Genomic DNA, 15,199 nt, shown 5'->3' with positions numbered 1-15,199 from the left:
GCCGGGGCGGAAGGGACGGCTCCGGGCAGGCGGCGGCAGAATGGGCCGCATGCCGAAGCCGATAGAGACGCCAGTGCCCAGCCGAGCCGAACTCATCGACCACCTGGTCCGGACGCGGATCGCGGGTGACGTGGCCACCCCGCGCGAGAACTGCCTCTCCCACTACCGCAAGCTCGCCAACGGAGACCGGCACTACTGGCTGGGCCTGGAGCTGGGCGACCGCTGGACGGACGAGCAGGACGTGCTCGCGGTGATGGCGGAGCGCTGCGGGGTCGTGGACGACGCCGCGTACCGCTTCGGCCAGGAAACCATCGACCCGGAACTGACCGTGGCGGGCCTGGACCGGCTCGCGGCACGGCTGCGCAAGGCCGCCCTGGACCGGCAGAGCGTGCTGCTGGCCACCGGGCACCCCGGGGGCCTGCTGGACGTTCACCGGGCGACGGCCGATGCCCTGCGCGCGGCGGGCTGCGAGATCGTGGTGATCCCGCAGGGCCTGACGGCCGACGAGGGCTCGGTGTGGCAGTTCGCGGACGTCGCGGTCCTGGAGCGGGGCGCGACCCTGTGGCACACCCACTCCCCGGAGCCGATGGCGGCGATCCTCGACGGCCTGGCCGCGATGAACCGCCCGCAGCCGGACCTGGTCGTCGCCGACCACGGCTGGGCGGGCTGCGCCGCGCAGCGGGGCCTGGACGCGGTGGGCTATGCGGACTGCAACGACCCGGCGCTCTTCCTGGGCGAGGCCGAAGGCACCCTCCAGGTGGCGATCCCGCTGGACGACCACGTCCGCGACCCGCGCTTCTACGACCCGATGGTGTCCTACCTCCTGGACGCGGCGGGGCTGCTGTAGCCCCGCCGGGCGCCGGACCGGGCCGGCTCAGCGCACCCAGCTGCCCGTAAGGTCCTGCACCGCCGAGCCGTCGAGGTCGGCGAGCTTGGTGGCGACGAACTCGCGGGCCCAGTCCGAGGTCTGGACGCGGAACGCGGGCCGCTCGGCGGTCAGCACCTCGACGATCGGGGCAGCGGCCTCCTCGGAGGTCTGGGCGCCGGCGCTGCCGTAGGACTTCGTGGTGCGCTCGACGTACGCCTGCAGCGCCGGGGCGTAGGGGCCGGCCTCGGCGAGCATGGCCGGGATGTCGAGCTTCAGGCTCGCCACGAACTCGCTGGTCACGGCGCCCGGTTCGACGACGGTGACGTGGACACCGACGCTCGCGGCCACCGGAGCGAGCGACTCCATGAACCCCTCGACGGCGAACTTGGCCGCGCAGTAGGACTCGTTGAAGGGCTGGCCGACCACGCCGCCGACGCTCGTGACGGTGATGACCCGGCCGCCGGAGGCGCGCAGGTGGGGGAGGGCGGCGCGGGTGAGCTCGACGACCCCGAAGTAGTTGACCTCCATGGCGGAGCGGACCGCGTCCATGCCGTGCTGCTCGATGGTGCCGACGGAGCCCGCGCCCGCGTTGTTCACGACGGCGTCGAGCCGCCCGTGCTCGGCGACGACCTCGGCCACGCAGGTGGCGACCGAGGCCGCGTCCGTCACGTCGAGCCGCTTGACCTGCACCAGGTCGCTCACCCCGGCCTCGTCCGCGGCCTTGAGCAGGGCGTCGGCGCGGCTGGTGTCGCGCATGGTGGCGACGGTGTGCCAGCCGGCCCGCGCGGTGGCCACGGCGGCCGCCAGGCCGATGCCGGAGGAGGTGCCGGTGATGAGAACGGTCTTGGTGTCCACGAGGTCTCCCTAAGTTTGTGCGTGCACACACACATTATCTTTGTGTGCGTGTGCACGCAACCCGTATCCTGTCCGCATGGCGCACAACGAGCTCACCATGGGCGGTCTCACCCCCCGCGACCACGCCTTCTACGGACTGGTCTGGGCCGGAACCACCCTCACCGCACGGGTGGACCAGGCCCTCACGCGCCGCCACGACCTGCCACTGTCCTGGTTCGAGGTCATGCTGTGGCTGAACGGCCAGACGGAGCCGGTCGCACCCTCCGAACTGGGGGCCAGGACCCTGCTCAGCCGCAGTCAGGTCTCCCGCGTCACCGACGCGCTCCAGGCCCGCGGGCTGGTCGAGCGGATACCGTCGCCGACCGACGCCCGCTCGACCGGGATCGCCCTCACGCAGGCGGGCCGCCGGGCCTTCGCCGAGGCCGACGCCACCCGCCGCGAGGCGCTGGCCGAGGTGTTCGACGACCGGCTCGACGACACCGACATCGCCGCGCTGGAAGGGATCTGGGCCAAGCTCAAGGCCCGTCCGTCGAAGTAGGCGAAGGCGCAGGCGTCGGCGTGGGCGTGGGCGTGGGCGTCGGGTCCAGGTACACCCGGCGGACCGCCGGGAACCGCTCCCGCAGCTGCGCCTCCGCCACCTCGCACGACTGCTCCACCTGCCGCGCCGAGGCCAGGTCGTGGAAGTCGATCTTCGCCGCGATCAGCACCTCCGCCGGCCCCTGCACCAGCGTGGTCAGCTCCAGCACCGCCTCGATGTGCGGCACCGACAGCAGCTCCTCGCGTACGTCCGCGCGCATCGCGGCGGGCAGCGGCCGCCCGATCAGGTACTGCGCGTTCGAGCGGCCCAGCTCCCACGCCACCCACACCAGCAGCAGCCCGATCAGCAGCGAGGCCACCCCGTCGTACGCGCCCGATCCGGTGAGCTGCGCGCCCAGCAGCCCGCCCGCCGCCAGCGCCAGGCCGATCAGCGCGGCCACGTTCTCCAGCAGGACGGCCTTCACCGCCGTGTCCGGGGTGTGCTTCACGTACAGCCCCAACGGTGCCTGCATCCGGGCCGCCTCGCGCCGTACCTGCCGCCAGGCCACGAGCAGCGAGTAGCCCTCCAGCAGGAAGGCGATGGCGAGGATGACGTACGACAGCGTCGGATTCCCCGGGTCCTCCCCGTGGATCAGCGTGTGGATGCCGTCGTAGATCGCGAACACGGCGCCGCCGACGAACGTGGCGATCGATGCGAGCAGGGCCCAGATGTACCGCTCCGGCCCGTACCCCAGCGGGTGCGCCTCGTCGGCCGGCCTCGCGCTGCGCTTCAGTGAGGCCAGCAGCATCACCTCGGTCACCGTGTCGGCGACCGAGTGCGCGGCCTCGGACAGCATGGCGCTCGACCCGCTGACGACCCCGCCGACCGCTTTGGCGGCCGCGATGCCGAGGTTGGTGACCACGGCCACGACGACCGTGCCGACGCTTTCCTCTTCACTTCCGCTGCTGCTCGACATGGAGTGACGGTACGTCGGACGGCCGTACTACGCGCGCGGGACGCGCACCACGCCCTCCTGGATGACGGTGACGGCCAGCCGGCCGTCCTGCGTCCAGATCCGGGCCTGGCCGAGGCCCCGACCGGCGGCGGCCGAGGGCGACTCCTGGTCGTACAGCAGCCACTCGTCCGCACGGAACGGCCGGTGGAACCACATCGCGTGGTCCAGCGAGGCGCCGACGACATCGCCGACCGCCCACCCGCCCCGCCCGTGCGCGAGCAGTACGGAGTCGAGCAGGGTCATGTCGGAGACGTACGTGGCCAGGCAGGTGTGCAGCAGCGGATCGGCGCTGTCCAGCTTCCCGGCGGTACGGAACCACACCTGCGAGCGGGGCTCGATCGGCTCTCCGACGCTGCCCCAGGGCGGGGTGGTCGCGTACCGCAGGTCGACCGCTCCGCGCGCGTCGATCAGCCGCTCCACCGTGCCCGGGTCGCGGAAGATCTCGCGGTAGAGCGGGAGCGATTCCTCGGCCGTCGGCAGGGATTCCGGGTCGGGCGCGTCGGGCATCGCGGCCTGGTGGTCGAGGCCCTCCTCGTGCGTCTGGAACGACGCGGAGAGGTGGAAGATCGGCTGCCCGTGCTGGACGGCGACGACCCGGCGCGTGGTGAAGGAGCGCCCGTCGCGGATCCGGTCGACCGAATACACGATGGGCGCGCCGGGGTCCCCGGCGCGCAGGAAGTACGAGTGCAGCGAGTGCGCCGTGCGGTCCTCGGGCACGGTGCGCCCGGCCGCGACCAGGGCCTGGGCGGCGACCTGGCCGCCGAAGACCCGCGGTACCAGCGCCGAACGGCTGGTACCGCGGAAGATGTTCTCCTCGATCTGCTCGAGGTCGAGCAGATCGAGGAGCGTCGTCAGTGCCTCGTTCATGAGGGGAAGGGTAAGTCCCTTGTCCCGACGGACCCTTACAGGCCCATCGACTTGGCGATGATCGACTTCATGACCTCGCTGGTGCCGCCGTAGATGCGGTTCACGCGGTTGTCGGCGTACAGGCGGGCGATCGGGTACTCGTTCATGTAGCCGTACCCGCCGTGCAGCTGGAGGCACTTGTCGATCACGCGGTGCGCGACCTCGGTGTTGAACAGCTTCGCGGACGCGGCCTCGGCGGCGGTCAGCTCACCGGCGTCCAGGGCCTCGAGCGCGCGGTCGGCGACGGCCTCGGCGGCGTCCACCTCGGCCTGGCAGGCGGCCAGTTCGAACTTGGTGTTCTGGAAGTGCGCGACCGGCTTGCCGAAGACCGTGCGGTCCGTGACGTACTGCTGGGCGAACCGGACGGCGGCCTTGGCCTGCGCGTACGCGCCGAAGGCGATGCCCCAGCGCTCGGAGGGCAGGTTCGCGCCGAGGTAGTAGAAGCCCTTGTTCTCCTCGCCGAGCAGGTCCTCGACCGGGACCTTGACGTCGACGAACGCCAGCTCGGCGGTGTCGGACGTGCGCAGGCCGAGCTTGTCGAGCTTGCGGCCGATCGAGTAGCCCTCGGACTTGGTGTCCACGGCGAAGAGGGAGATGCCGAAGCGGCGGTCGTCCTCGCGCGGGGAGGAGGTGCGGGCGCAGACGATCACGCGGTCGGCGTGCACGCCACCGGTGATGAAGGTCTTGGAGCCGTTGAGGACGTAGTGCGTGCCGTCCTCGGAGAGCTTGGCGGTGGTCTTCATGCCCGCGACGTCGGAGCCGGTGCCCGGCTCGGTCATCGCGAGGGCCCACATCTCCTCGCCGGTGACGAACTTCGGCAGGAAGCGCTTCTTCTGCTCGTCGCCCGCCAGCATCTTGATGTAGGGGAGGGCGAGCAGCACGTGGACGCCCGAGCCGCCGAACTGGACGCCGGCGCGCGAGGTCTCTTCGTAGAGGACGGCCTCGAACTTGTGGGTGTCCAGGCCCGCGCCGCCGAACTCCTCGGGCACGTTGATGCCGAAGATGCCCAGCTCGCCGAGCTTGTAGTAGAACTCGCGGGGCGCCTGACCGGCCGTGAACCACTCGTCGTAGACGGGGACGACCTCGGCCTCGATGAAGGCGCGGATGGTCTCGCGGAACGCCTCGTGGTCCTCGTTGAAAACGGTACGGCGCACGGGCCGACTCCCCTCTTTTGCGGCTAAACCGCCGCCGCTCTCGCGGAGGTGGTTGCGCGCCGTCGTGGTTCCTCAATTGATGGCTGAGGTCTAAGCGCTTGCTCAGATTAAGTTACCGGCGAGTTGTGCTGCGTGTCCAGGGTACGTAGCGCAAACCACAGCTCCATGCGCGTGTCCGGGTCGTCCAGGTCGCGGGCCAGGAGCGCCGCGCAGCGGGCCACGCGCTGGCGGACGGTGTTGCGGTGCACGCCGAGGGCGATGGCCGTACGGTCCCAGCTGCCGTGGTGGGCCAGCCAGGCGCGCAGGGTTTCCGACTGGACGGGGGTCAGCGGCGCCAGCAGCGCACGGGCATGGGCCTCGGCCGCGCCCGGCGGGACCAGGGCCGCGAGGCCGCCCTCGCGGTGCCGCAGCAGCGCGGCGCGGGCCGCTTCGGCCCGGCGCAGCGCCCCGGCGGCCTGCGCGTCGGCCGCGGCGAGCTCCCCGGCGGCGGCCGGGGCGCTGATGCCGAGCCGCCACCCGGGCCGCGGAGCGGGGTCCCGGTCCAGGAGCAGGCGTACGGTCCCGCCCGCGCCGGCGGGGGCGGCGAGGGTCGCGCCGAGACCCTCGGCCAGGGCCGCCACGGCCTCCGGGTCGGCCACCGCGGCGGCCCCGGCCCCCGGCAGGGGCCGGGCGTGGGCCACGGTCCACGGGCCGGGGCCCAGCAGCGCGGCTGCCTCGGCGGCCGGTCCGCCCAGCAGGAGCGACAGCAGGGCCGCCGACCGGGCACCGGCCGCGGCGGCCTGCCGGGGCGCGGTCAGCAGGGTGAGGAGGACGGCGGCGGCGCCCGCGATGGTGTGGTCGCCGGGGGTGCGCTCCGGGGCGGCGAGGAGGAGCACCGGGCCGGGCGCGCCGCCACCCGCGCCGCTGCCGGCCCGGCGCCCCAGGGCGTAGGCGGTCAGGTGCCAGCCCGCCGCGGTGTCCGTCGCGGTCACGGGCCCGCTGCCGCCGACCCGGGCCGCGAGTGCGTCCAGGGCCTCGCGCACCTGCGGCGGGACCGCCCGTTCGGAGGTCTGCGCGTGACCCGCCGGACCGGCCGGACCGGCCGGACCCGCTGGACCCGCCGGACCCGCCGGGTCGATCAGCTCCGCGTGCCCGCCCAGCGCGGCCGCCAGTCGGCCCAGGACGGCCGGGACCGGGTCCGGGCGGGAAGCCGCGGCGGCCAGCGACCGCTGGGCCTCGGCGACCCGGCGCAGCTCCCGGGTCCGGGCCTCCGCCATCAGCCGCCACACGGTGCGCGCGACCGCCGCGAAGGGGGTTCCCGGCTCCACCTCCACGAGCGGCAGTCCCGCCGCGGCGCAGGCCGCCACCAGTTCCTCCGGGACCCGCTCGTGCACCGGGGTCACGCCGAAGCCGAGGGCCGCCACCCCCGCCCGCACCAGCCGGCCGACGTACTCCCGCGGGTCGTCGGACCAGGCCCCCGCCGTGAGCAGCAGTTCGCCGCCCAGCAGGTAGGGGGAGGGGTCGGCCATCTCGGAGGCGTGCACCCCGTGCACCTCGGCCGCTCCGGCCCCTTCGGGTGCGGCGAGCAGTCGCAGGCCCAGGGCCGCCAGCGGCACCGGTGTGGTGGGAGGGGCTCCGGCCCCTTCCGGAAGCTCTGACATGGATGCTCCGTACACTCCGAGGGCGATTCGTGGATGAAACCTACACTTCGGGCGCGCCGGGAGGCGCCGTACGCTCGAAGGACCGCACCGTTCAGTCATCCAGAAGGGCACCCCCTCATGAGCACGCAGCCGCGCGGCCCCGTCGACTCCTCCCGCATCCCGCGCTACGCGGGCCCCGCGACCTTCGCCCGGCTGCCCCGCCTCGACGAGGTCGGCGGCAAGACGGACGTGGCCGTCGTCGGCGTGCCCTTCGACTCCGGGGTCTCCTACCGCCCCGGCGCCCGCTTCGGCGGCAACGCCATCCGCGAGGCCTCGCGCCTGCTGCGCCCGTACAACCCGGCGCAGGACGCCTCCCCGTTCGCGCTCGCGCAGGTCGCTGACGCAGGCGACATCGCCGTGAACCCCTTCAACATCAACGAGGCCGTCGACCAGGTCGAGGCCGCGGCCGACGAGCTCCTCGGCGCGGGCTCCCGCCTGATGACCCTCGGCGGCGACCACACCATCGCCCTCCCGCTGCTGCGCTCGGTGGCCAAGAAGCACGGCCCGGTCGCGCTGCTGCACTTCGACGCGCACCTGGACACCTGGGACACGTACTTCGGCGCCGAGTACACGCACGGCACCCCGTTCCGGCGCGCCGTGGAGGAGGGCATCCTCGACACCGAGGCGCTGTCCCACGTCGGCACCCGCGGCCCGCTGTACGGCAAGCAGGACCTGGACGACGACGCCAAGATGGGCTTCGGCATCGTCACCTCCGCGGACGTCTACCGTCGCGGCGCCGACGAGGTAGCCGACCAGCTGCGCCAGCGCATCGGCGACCGCCCGCTCTACATCTCGATCGACATCGACGTCCTGGACCCGGCGCACGCGCCCGGTACCGGCACCCCCGAGGCCGGCGGCATGACCTCGCGCGAGCTGCTCGAGATCATTCGGGGCCTGTCCTCCTGCAACCTGGTCTCGGCGGACGTCGTCGAGGTCGCCCCGGCGTACGATCACGCGGAGATCACCTCCGTCGCGGCCTCGCACACCGCGTACGAGCTGACCACGATCATGAGCCGTCAGATCTCTGCCGCCAGGCAGAGTCGGTAAGCACAGCGCGGCCGCGAAGGCCGCCGGCTGACGGTGCCGGCGAACCCGAAGGGCGAGTAAGCGCACGTGACGCACGACCACGACCTGGTACTCCGTCCCACCGAAGCCCAGAAGGCGGCGGCGCTCTCGCCGCCGCCGGGGCGCACGGGCGGGGACCTGGTCGTGGAGACGCTGCGCTCGCTCGGCGCCACCACCGTCTTCGGACTGCCGGGCCAGCACGCCTTGGCCCTCTTCGACGCCGTCGGCCGCTCCGACCTCCACCTCGTCGGACTCCGTACGGAGAACAACGCGGCCTTCGCGGCCGACGCGTACGGCCGCATGACGGGCGAGGCGGTCCCCCTCCTCCTCTCCACGGGTCCGGGCGCGCTGATGGCGCTCCCGGCGCTGGCGGAAGCCGCAGCTGCCTCCGCCCCCGTCCTGGCGATCTCCTCCCAGGTCCCGACCGCGGGCCTGGGCGGCGGCCGGCGCGGTCACCTGCACGAGCTGCGGGACCAGGCGGCCTCCTTCCGCGACGTGGTGAAGTCCGTCCACATCGCCCGTACCCCCTCCCAGATCCCCTCGGTCGTCGCCGAGGCCTGGGAGTCGGCCCTGACGGCCCCGCACGGCCCGGTATGGGTCGAGATCCCGGAAGACGTCCTGCGCGCGGAAACCGTCATCCCGCAGGTCACCGGCATGGATGCGACCCCGCACGAGCTGGCCCCCCGCCCCGAGCTCACCGCCCTGGCGGCCCACTGGCTGGAGACTGCCGCCCGCCCGGTGATCATCGCGGGCGGCGGAGTCATCCGTTCGGACGCGGCGGGCAAGCTCAAGCAGCTGGCGGAACGCCTCAACGCGCCGGTCGTCACCACCTTCGGCGGCAAGGGCGCCTTCCCCTGGACCCACCCGCTCTCCCTCCAGTCCTGGATGGAGGACCGCCACACCACGGACTTCCTGGAAGACGCGGACGTCCTGCTCGTGGTCGGCTCGGGCCTGGGCGAACTCAGCTCGAACTACCACACGTTCTTCCCGGAGGGCAGGGTCGTCCAGATCGAGGCGGACCTGGGCAAGCTGGAGTCGAACCACGCGGCCCTGGGCATTCACGCGGACGCCCGCCTCGCCCTCCAGGCCCTCCTGGAAACGGTCGCCGAGCGCGAGGACCCGACCGCCCCCGAGCGCGTCGCCCTGCTCCTGTCCTCCATCGCCGGCCGCCTGGCCTCCCAGGACGTAACCCTGGAGCAACAGCTCCTGACCTCGATCCGCCGAGCCCTCCCGCCCCGCTCCCCGTCCTTCTGGGACATGACGATCCTGTCCTACTGGGCCTGGTCGGCCTTCGACCCGAAGCACCCCAACACCATGCACTCGGCCCAGGGTGCGGGCGGCCTCGGCTACGCCTTCCCGGCAGCCCTCGGCGCCTGCCTCGCGGACCCGGGCACCCCGGTCCTGGCCGTCTCGGGCGACGGCGGCGCGATGTACTCGATCGCCGACCTGGCCACCGCCCGCCAGCACGACCTGGACGTCACCTGGCTGATCGTGGACGACGGCGGCTACGGAATCCTGCGCGAGTACGGCTGCGATACGGGCACGACCCTGACCCGCCCCGACTTCGTAGCCCTGGCCGCCGCCTTCGACATCCCGGCGACCACGACCACCCCGCACTCCCTCCACGAGGACCTCGCCAAGTCTCTCGCCACCCCGGGCCCCTCGGTCCTGGTCCTCCCGGCCACCCTCAAGATGTTCGCCCCGACGCACCTCTGACCTCGGCCCACACCGCCTTGCCGATCCCGTGCCGCCGGGGGCACTGCCCCCACCGCACGGCGAGCGCGGCGACGATGGCGAGCCCGCGGCCCGACTCGTCCCACGCGGTGGCGGCCTGCGGGGTCAGCTCGACGAGGTCTCCCGCATCGGCGACCTCCACACGCAGCACCCCGTCGTACCGGGCCAGCCGGACCCCGATGTCTCGCCCCTGCGGCGCGCGGCTGTGCCGTACGGCGTTGGTGACCAGCTCGGAGAGCAGCAGCTCCGCCGTTTCGGCGGGGTCCTGGTCGACGCCCCACTCGGTGAGTTGCTTGCGCAGTCGTGCGCGTGCCCTTCGCGGAGCGTGATCGCTGCGGGGCAGCAGCCAGAAGATCTCATCGGCGTGCACCAGCGTCTTGGAGTCACCTCTCTAGAGATAGTCCATCCAGTGAAGCGGCCCGGCGACTGGACGGTCAAGCGATTCTCTAGAGATGTCGGCGGATGTCATGCGGTGGCGTGCGCGCCGCCACTTTGGCGCGATGCGGTGCCTAGGATGACTAGAGATGATCAGGGAGGACCCGCATGCCGAGTGATGGAGCCGTACGGCAGCCCAAGTACCAGCGCATCGCTGCCGCACTGAAGGACGCCATCGAGTCCGGCGAGTACGGCCCTGGGGATCGACTGCCTGGTGAGAACGACCTGATGAGCACGTACGGGGTCGCCCGGATGACCGCACGGCAGGCGCTCGGGGTGCTCCAGGCCGAGGGGCTGACCGAGGCCCGCAAGGGGGCCGGGGTCTTCGTCCGCGAGTTCCGGCGGATCCGGCGGCGGGGGATTCAGCGGCTGGCCGAAGGGGTCTGGGGTGAGGGGCGGTCCATTTGGGCCGCCGACACAGAGGACCGGGAACCCGTCGTCGAGCTGCTCTCCGTCACGGAGGAGCCCGCCCCCGACGCCGTCTCCGCCTTGCTCGGGCTCACCGACCACGCACCCGCGTGCGTCCGCCGCCGCAGGTTCCTGCTCGACGGCAAGCCCGTCATGCACGCGACCTCGTACCTCGACGCCGCCCTCGTGGCGGGCACGCCGATCACTGAGCCGGACACCGGCCCCGGCGGGATCTACGCCCGCCTCGCCGAGCTCGGCTACAAGCCCGCCCGCTTCCGCGAGGAGATCCGCTCGCGGATGCCGAACGCGGACGAGGCCGCGAGCCTTGGGCTGGCCGCCGGGACCCCCGTCGTCCTGGTCGTCCGCACCGCCTTCGCCGCCGACGGGCGGGTCGTGGAGGTCAACGAGATGGTCCTCGATGCCTCCGCGTACGTCCTGGAGTACGAGTTCGACGCCCCGTAGGAGGAGCGTGTGGAGGACGACGACGAATCTTCGGCCGAGGCCGAGCGCCGCTGCCAGAGGCTGTGGGCGCTGGAGCAGCTCGTCGCCATGGGTGACCGGGGCGACTTCGACGTTCTCCTGGACGGGGCCGAATATCGCCCCGCGGGTTCACGCCCCCCGTCGCCCGCCCGGCGCCCTCCGCGTGCGCCGGAGACGCCCGGAGTGCACGTTCGAATTGTTGCGGCGGGATGAAATCCGCCGGTCGGAGCGTTGGCGCTTCCGGCAGGACAGGACGAACGGGGAGGCAGTACGTGGCTACGGCGGCGGCGGGAACGGCGGCTGGGGACAAACAGGGGTGGGGGAGGCGGCTCGCCGCCTACACCTGGCGCTACAAGGTCAATGTGCTGCTCGCGCTCGGGTCCTCGCTGGGCGGGATGGCCGTCATGGCGCTCGTGCCGCTGGTCACCAAGGTGATCCTCGACGACGTCATCGGGGACAAGAGCAAGCCGATGGGCCCCTGGGCCGGGATGCTCATAGGCGCGGCGGTTCTCGTTTACGTGCTCACCTACATACGTAGGTACTACGGCGGGCGCCTCGCCCTCGACGTGCAGCACGACCTGCGCACCGACATGTACGACTCCATAGCCCGCCTCGACGGGCGCAGGCAGGACGAGCTGTCCACCGGGCAGGTCATCGGGCGGGCGACCAGCGACCTCCAGCTGATCCAGGGGCTGCTCTTCATGCTGCCCATGACCATCGGCAACTTCCTCCTCTTCGGGATATCCCTCGGGATCATGCTGTGGCTCTCGCCGCTGCTGACCCTCGTCGCGCTGTTGATGGCCCCCGCGCTCTGGTTCATCGCCAAGCGCAGCCGCAAGAAGCTCTTCCCCGCCACCTGGTACGCCCAGAGCCAGGCCGCCGCCGTCGCCACCGTGGTCGACGGGGCCGTCACCGGCGTCCGCGTCGTCAAGGGATTCGGCCAGGAGGAGCAGGAGACCGGCAAGCTCCGCGACGCCGGGCGCGGGCTGTTCGCCGGTCGGATGCGGTCCATCCGGCTGAACTCCCGCTACACCCCCGCGCTCCAGGCCGTACCCGCCCTCGGGCAGGTCGCGATGCTGGCCCTCGGCGGCTGGATGGCCACCCAGGGGCAGGTGACGCTGGGTACCTTCGTGGCCTTCTCCACCTACCTCGCCCAGCTCGTCGGGCCCGTCCGCATGCTCGCCATGATCCTCACCGTCGGCCAGCAGGCCCGCGCAGGCGCCGAGCGCGTCTTCGAGCTCATCGACACCGAGCCCCTCATCGAGGAGGGGACCCACCCGCTTCCCGGCGACGCGCCCGCCACCGTCTCCTTCGAGGACGTGCGGTTCGGGTACGACCCCGAGCGGCCGGTCCTGGACGGGTTCTCGCTCGCCCTCGCCGAGGGCGAGACCGTCGCCCTCGTCGGCGCCTCCGGCAGCGGGAAGTCCACGGTCTCGCTGCTCCTGCCCCGCTTCTACGACGCCGACCACGGCACCGTCCGCATCGGCGGGCACGACGTGCGCGAGCTGACCTACGACTCGCTGCGCTCCGCGATCGGCCTGGTGCCCGAGGACTCGTTCCTCTTCTCCGACACCATCCGCGCCAACATCGCCTACGGGCACCCCGGCGCGACCGATGCGCAGATCGAGGCGGCCGCCCGCGCCGCCCAGGCCGAAGGGTTCATCCAGGCCCTCCCGGCCGGGTTCGACACCAAGGTCGGCGAGCAGGGCCTGACCCTCTCCGGCGGCCAGCGCCAGCGCCTCGCGCTGGCCCGCGCCATCCTCACCGACCCCCGGCTGCTGCTCCTCGACGACGCCACCTCCGCCGTCGACGCCCGCGTCGAGCACGAGATCCACGAGGCCCTGCGGGCCGTCATGGCCGGCCGCACCACCCTCCTCATCGCCCACCGACGCTCCACGCTCGCGCTCGCCGACCGGATCGCCGTACTGGACCAGGGACGGCTCTGCGACATCGGTACGCACGAGGAGCTGGAGCGCCGCTCCGCCCTGTACCGGCGCCTGCTGACCGACCCGGACGCGCTGGGAGCCGGTTCGCCGCGCACGCCCGAGGCCCCGGCCATGGGCGAATTCGAGCGCGAGCTCGACCGAAACATCGAGCGGGACATCGAGCTCGAAGCCGAGATCGACTCCGAGCCCGTCAACGCCAAGCGCCGGGTGTCCGGAGGGATCACCCCCGAGCTCTGGCAGCGCCAGGAGGAGGCGGACGAGAAGACCACCGCCCCGGCCGGCATGCCCGCCACCCCCGAGCTCCTCGCGCAGGTGGCCGCGCTGCCGCCCGCCGAGGACACCCCGGACGTGGACGAGACCCGCGCCGCGTCCGCCGAGGACAGCTACAACCTGCGCCGCCTGTTGCGCGGGTTCTGGGCCCCGCTCGCCATCTCCCTGCTCCTCGTCGCCATCGACGCGGGCTCCGGACTGCTCCTGCCGATCCTGATCCGGCACGGCATCGACAAGGGCGTCGAGCAGGCCGCCCTCGCCGCCGTCTGGGTGGCCGCCGGACTCGCCCTCGCGGTCGTCGTCGCTCAGTGGACCGCGCAGTTCGCCGAGACCCGGATGACGGGCCGCACCGGCGAGCGCGTGCTGTACGCCCTGCGCGTCAAGATCTTCGCCCAGCTCCAGCGACTCGGCCTCGACTACTACGAGCGCGAGCTGACCGGCAAGATCATGACCCGGATGACCACCGACGTCGACGCCCTGTCCAGCTTCCTGCAGACCGGGCTCGTCACCGCCGTCGTCTCCGTCTTCACCTTCTTCGGCATCCTGATCGCCCTGCTCGTCCTCGACGTCGAGCTGGCCCTGATCGTCTTCGCCACCCTCCCCGTGCTGATCCTGGGCACGGTCGTCTTCCGCCGGAAGTCCGTGGCCGCGTACGAGCTCGCCCGCGACCGGGTCGGCCTGGTCAACGCCGACCTCCAGGAGTCCGTGGCCGGGCTGCGCATCGTCCAGGCCTTCCGCCGCCAGCGCGCCGGAGCCGCCCGGTTCAAGGAGCGCAGCGACTCGTACCGCGAGGCCCGGGTCCGCGGTCAGTGGCTGATATCGGTCTACTTCCCCTTCGTCCAGCTGCTGTCCTCCGGGGCCGCGGCCGCCGTGCTGATCGTCGGCGCGGGCCGGGTGGAGGCCGGCACGCTCACCACGGGCGCGCTGGTCGCGTACCTCCTCTACATCGACCTGTTCTTCGCCCCCGTCCAGCAGCTCTCCCAGGTCTTCGACGGGTACCAGCAGGCCACCGTCTCCCTCGGCCGGATCCAGGACCTGCTGCGCGAGCCCACCAGCACCCCCCGCGCGGCCGACCCCCGGCCCGTCCCGGAGCTGCGCGGCGAGATCGCCTTCGAGCAGGTCCACTTCGGGTACGGCACCGCCGAGGAGCGCGGAGAGAAGGAGCCGGCACTGGCCGGAATCAGCCTGCGCATACCGGCCGGCCAGACCGTCGCCTTCGTCGGCGAGACCGGGGCCGGCAAGTCCACGCTGGTCAAGATGGTGGCCCGGTTCTACGATCCGACGTCCGGCCGGGTCACCGCCGACGGCACGGACCTGCGCGAGCTGGACCTGACCGGGTACCGCCACCGGCTCGGCGTCGTCCCCCAGGAGCCGTACCTCTTCCCGGGGACCGTGCGCGACGCCATCGCCTACGGGCGGCCCGACGCGAGCGACGCCGAGGTGGAGGCCGCCGCGCGCGCGGTCGGCGCCCACCAGATGATCGCCACCCTCGACGGCGGCTACCTGCACACCGTCTCCGAACGCGGCCGCAACCTCTCCGCCGGACAGCGCCAGCTGATCGCGCTGGCCCGCGCCGAGCTGGTCGACCCGGACGTGCTGCTGCTCGACGAGGCCACCGCCGCCCTCGACCTGGCGACCGAGGCCCTGGTCAACCAGGCCACCGACCGGCTCGCGGGCAAGCGCACCACCCTCGTGGTGGCGCACCGGCTGACCACCGCCGCGCGCGCCGACCGGGTCGTGGTGATGGACCGCGGCCGGGTGGCGGAGGACGGCACCCACACCGAACTGCTGGCCCGCGGCGGCCGGTACGCGGAGCTGTGGCGGACCTTCGTCGGGGAGGACGAGCCGGCCGCCGCGGCCTAGGAAC

General features: G+C 72.7%; 12 protein-coding genes. 6 read left to right on the top strand and 6 right to left on the bottom strand.

What is annotated here, in order from left to right:
• Window positions 1-40 precede the first annotated feature (40 nt).
• On the top strand, window positions 41-847 hold the full coding sequence (locus tag OG490_RS13275; protein WP_330296492.1) for a phosphatase: 807 nt from the start codon (window positions 41-43) through the stop codon (window positions 845-847).
• Window positions 848-874: 27 nt separating this feature from the next.
• On the opposite strand, the gene OG490_RS13270 is transcribed toward OG490_RS13275, so the two are convergent.
• A complete protein-coding gene (locus tag OG490_RS13270) occupies window positions 875-1,723 on the bottom strand; it encodes an SDR family oxidoreductase (RefSeq protein ID WP_330296491.1) in 849 nt (282 codons plus the stop codon).
• A 76-nt stretch (window positions 1,724-1,799) separates the two neighbouring features.
• On the opposite strand from OG490_RS13270, the gene OG490_RS13265 reads away from it, so the two are divergent.
• Window positions 1,800-2,261 carry a MarR family winged helix-turn-helix transcriptional regulator gene (locus OG490_RS13265; RefSeq protein ID WP_330296490.1) on the top strand — a complete coding sequence of 154 codons (462 nt, stop codon included), beginning with the start codon at window positions 1,800-1,802 and terminating at the stop codon, window positions 2,259-2,261.
• On the opposite strand, the gene OG490_RS13260 is transcribed toward OG490_RS13265, so the two are convergent.
• From OG490_RS13260 to OG490_RS13245, 4 genes are all read right to left on the bottom strand, one after another.
• On the bottom strand, window positions 2,239-3,216 hold the full coding sequence (locus OG490_RS13260) for a cation diffusion facilitator family transporter (protein WP_330296489.1): 978 nt from the start codon (window positions 3,214-3,216) through the stop codon (window positions 2,239-2,241). The genes OG490_RS13265 and OG490_RS13260 overlap by 23 nt on opposite strands.
• Before the next feature lie 27 nt (window positions 3,217-3,243).
• Window positions 3,244-4,122: an acyl-CoA thioesterase II gene (gene tesB, locus OG490_RS13255; protein ID WP_330296488.1), complete on the bottom strand. Its 879-nt coding sequence runs from the start codon at window positions 4,120-4,122 to the stop codon at window positions 3,244-3,246.
• 35 nt (window positions 4,123-4,157) lie between these two features.
• A complete protein-coding gene (locus OG490_RS13250; protein ID WP_330296487.1) occupies window positions 4,158-5,315 on the bottom strand; it encodes an acyl-CoA dehydrogenase family protein in 1,158 nt (385 codons plus the stop codon).
• A gap of 107 nt (window positions 5,316-5,422) precedes the next feature.
• Complete coding sequence (locus tag OG490_RS13245; protein ID WP_330296486.1) at window positions 5,423-6,955, bottom strand: PucR family transcriptional regulator; 1,533 nt, start codon at window positions 6,953-6,955, stop codon at window positions 5,423-5,425.
• A 117-nt stretch (window positions 6,956-7,072) separates the two neighbouring features.
• On the opposite strand from OG490_RS13245, the gene speB reads away from it, so the two are divergent.
• Both speB and OG490_RS13235 read left to right on the top strand, forming a co-directional pair.
• A complete protein-coding gene (speB, locus tag OG490_RS13240) occupies window positions 7,073-8,041 on the top strand; it encodes an agmatinase (RefSeq protein ID WP_330296485.1) in 969 nt (322 codons plus the stop codon).
• 66 nt (window positions 8,042-8,107) lie between these two features.
• Window positions 8,108-9,775 carry a thiamine pyrophosphate-binding protein gene (locus OG490_RS13235; protein ID WP_330296484.1) on the top strand — a complete coding sequence of 556 codons (1,668 nt, stop codon included), beginning with the start codon at window positions 8,108-8,110 and terminating at the stop codon, window positions 9,773-9,775.
• Here the strand turns inward: OG490_RS13235 and OG490_RS13230 are convergent.
• Complete coding sequence (locus OG490_RS13230) at window positions 9,747-10,163, bottom strand: ATP-binding protein (protein WP_330296483.1); 417 nt, start codon at window positions 10,161-10,163, stop codon at window positions 9,747-9,749. The genes OG490_RS13235 and OG490_RS13230 overlap by 29 nt on opposite strands.
• A 173-nt stretch (window positions 10,164-10,336) precedes the next feature.
• Between OG490_RS13230 and OG490_RS13225 the strand changes: the two genes are divergently transcribed.
• Both OG490_RS13225 and OG490_RS13220 read left to right on the top strand, forming a co-directional pair.
• Window positions 10,337-11,098, top strand: a complete 762-nt coding sequence (locus OG490_RS13225; RefSeq protein ID WP_330296482.1) for a GntR family transcriptional regulator — start codon at window positions 10,337-10,339, stop codon at window positions 11,096-11,098.
• Window positions 11,099-11,325: 227 nt separating this feature from the next.
• Complete coding sequence (locus OG490_RS13220) at window positions 11,326-15,195, top strand: ABC transporter ATP-binding protein (protein WP_443065804.1); 3,870 nt, start codon at window positions 11,326-11,328, stop codon at window positions 15,193-15,195.
• Window positions 15,196-15,199: the final 4 nt, after the last annotated feature.

Source organism: Streptomyces sp. NBC_00503 (assembly GCF_036346895.1).
Lineage (GTDB): Bacteria > Actinomycetota > Actinomycetes > Streptomycetales > Streptomycetaceae > Streptomyces.
The sequence above is the reverse complement of the archived record's forward strand: the minus strand, read 5'-3'. Positions and strand labels throughout refer to the sequence as shown.

What these genes read in the sequence shown, in the direction of transcription:
- OG490_RS13275 (WP_330296492.1), top strand. Translation starts at nt 41, where the DNA reads ATGGGCCGCATGCCGAAGCCGATAGAGACGCCAGTGCCCAGCCGAGCC.
- OG490_RS13265 (WP_330296490.1), top strand. Translation starts at nt 1,800, where the DNA reads ATGGCGCACAACGAGCTCACCATGGGCGGTCTCACCCCCCGCGACCAC.
- OG490_RS13260 (WP_330296489.1), bottom strand. Translation starts at nt 3,216, where the DNA reads ATGTCGAGCAGCAGCGGAAGTGAAGAGGAAAGCGTCGGCACGGTCGTC.
- tesB (WP_330296488.1), bottom strand. Translation starts at nt 4,122, where the DNA reads ATGAACGAGGCACTGACGACGCTCCTCGATCTGCTCGACCTCGAGCAG.
- OG490_RS13245 (WP_330296486.1), bottom strand. Translation starts at nt 6,955, where the DNA reads ATGTCAGAGCTTCCGGAAGGGGCCGGAGCCCCTCCCACCACACCGGTG.
- speB (WP_330296485.1), top strand. Translation starts at nt 7,073, where the DNA reads ATGAGCACGCAGCCGCGCGGCCCCGTCGACTCCTCCCGCATCCCGCGC.
- OG490_RS13225 (WP_330296482.1), top strand. Translation starts at nt 10,337, where the DNA reads ATGCCGAGTGATGGAGCCGTACGGCAGCCCAAGTACCAGCGCATCGCT.
- OG490_RS13220 (WP_443065804.1), top strand. Translation starts at nt 11,326, where the DNA reads ATGAAATCCGCCGGTCGGAGCGTTGGCGCTTCCGGCAGGACAGGACGA.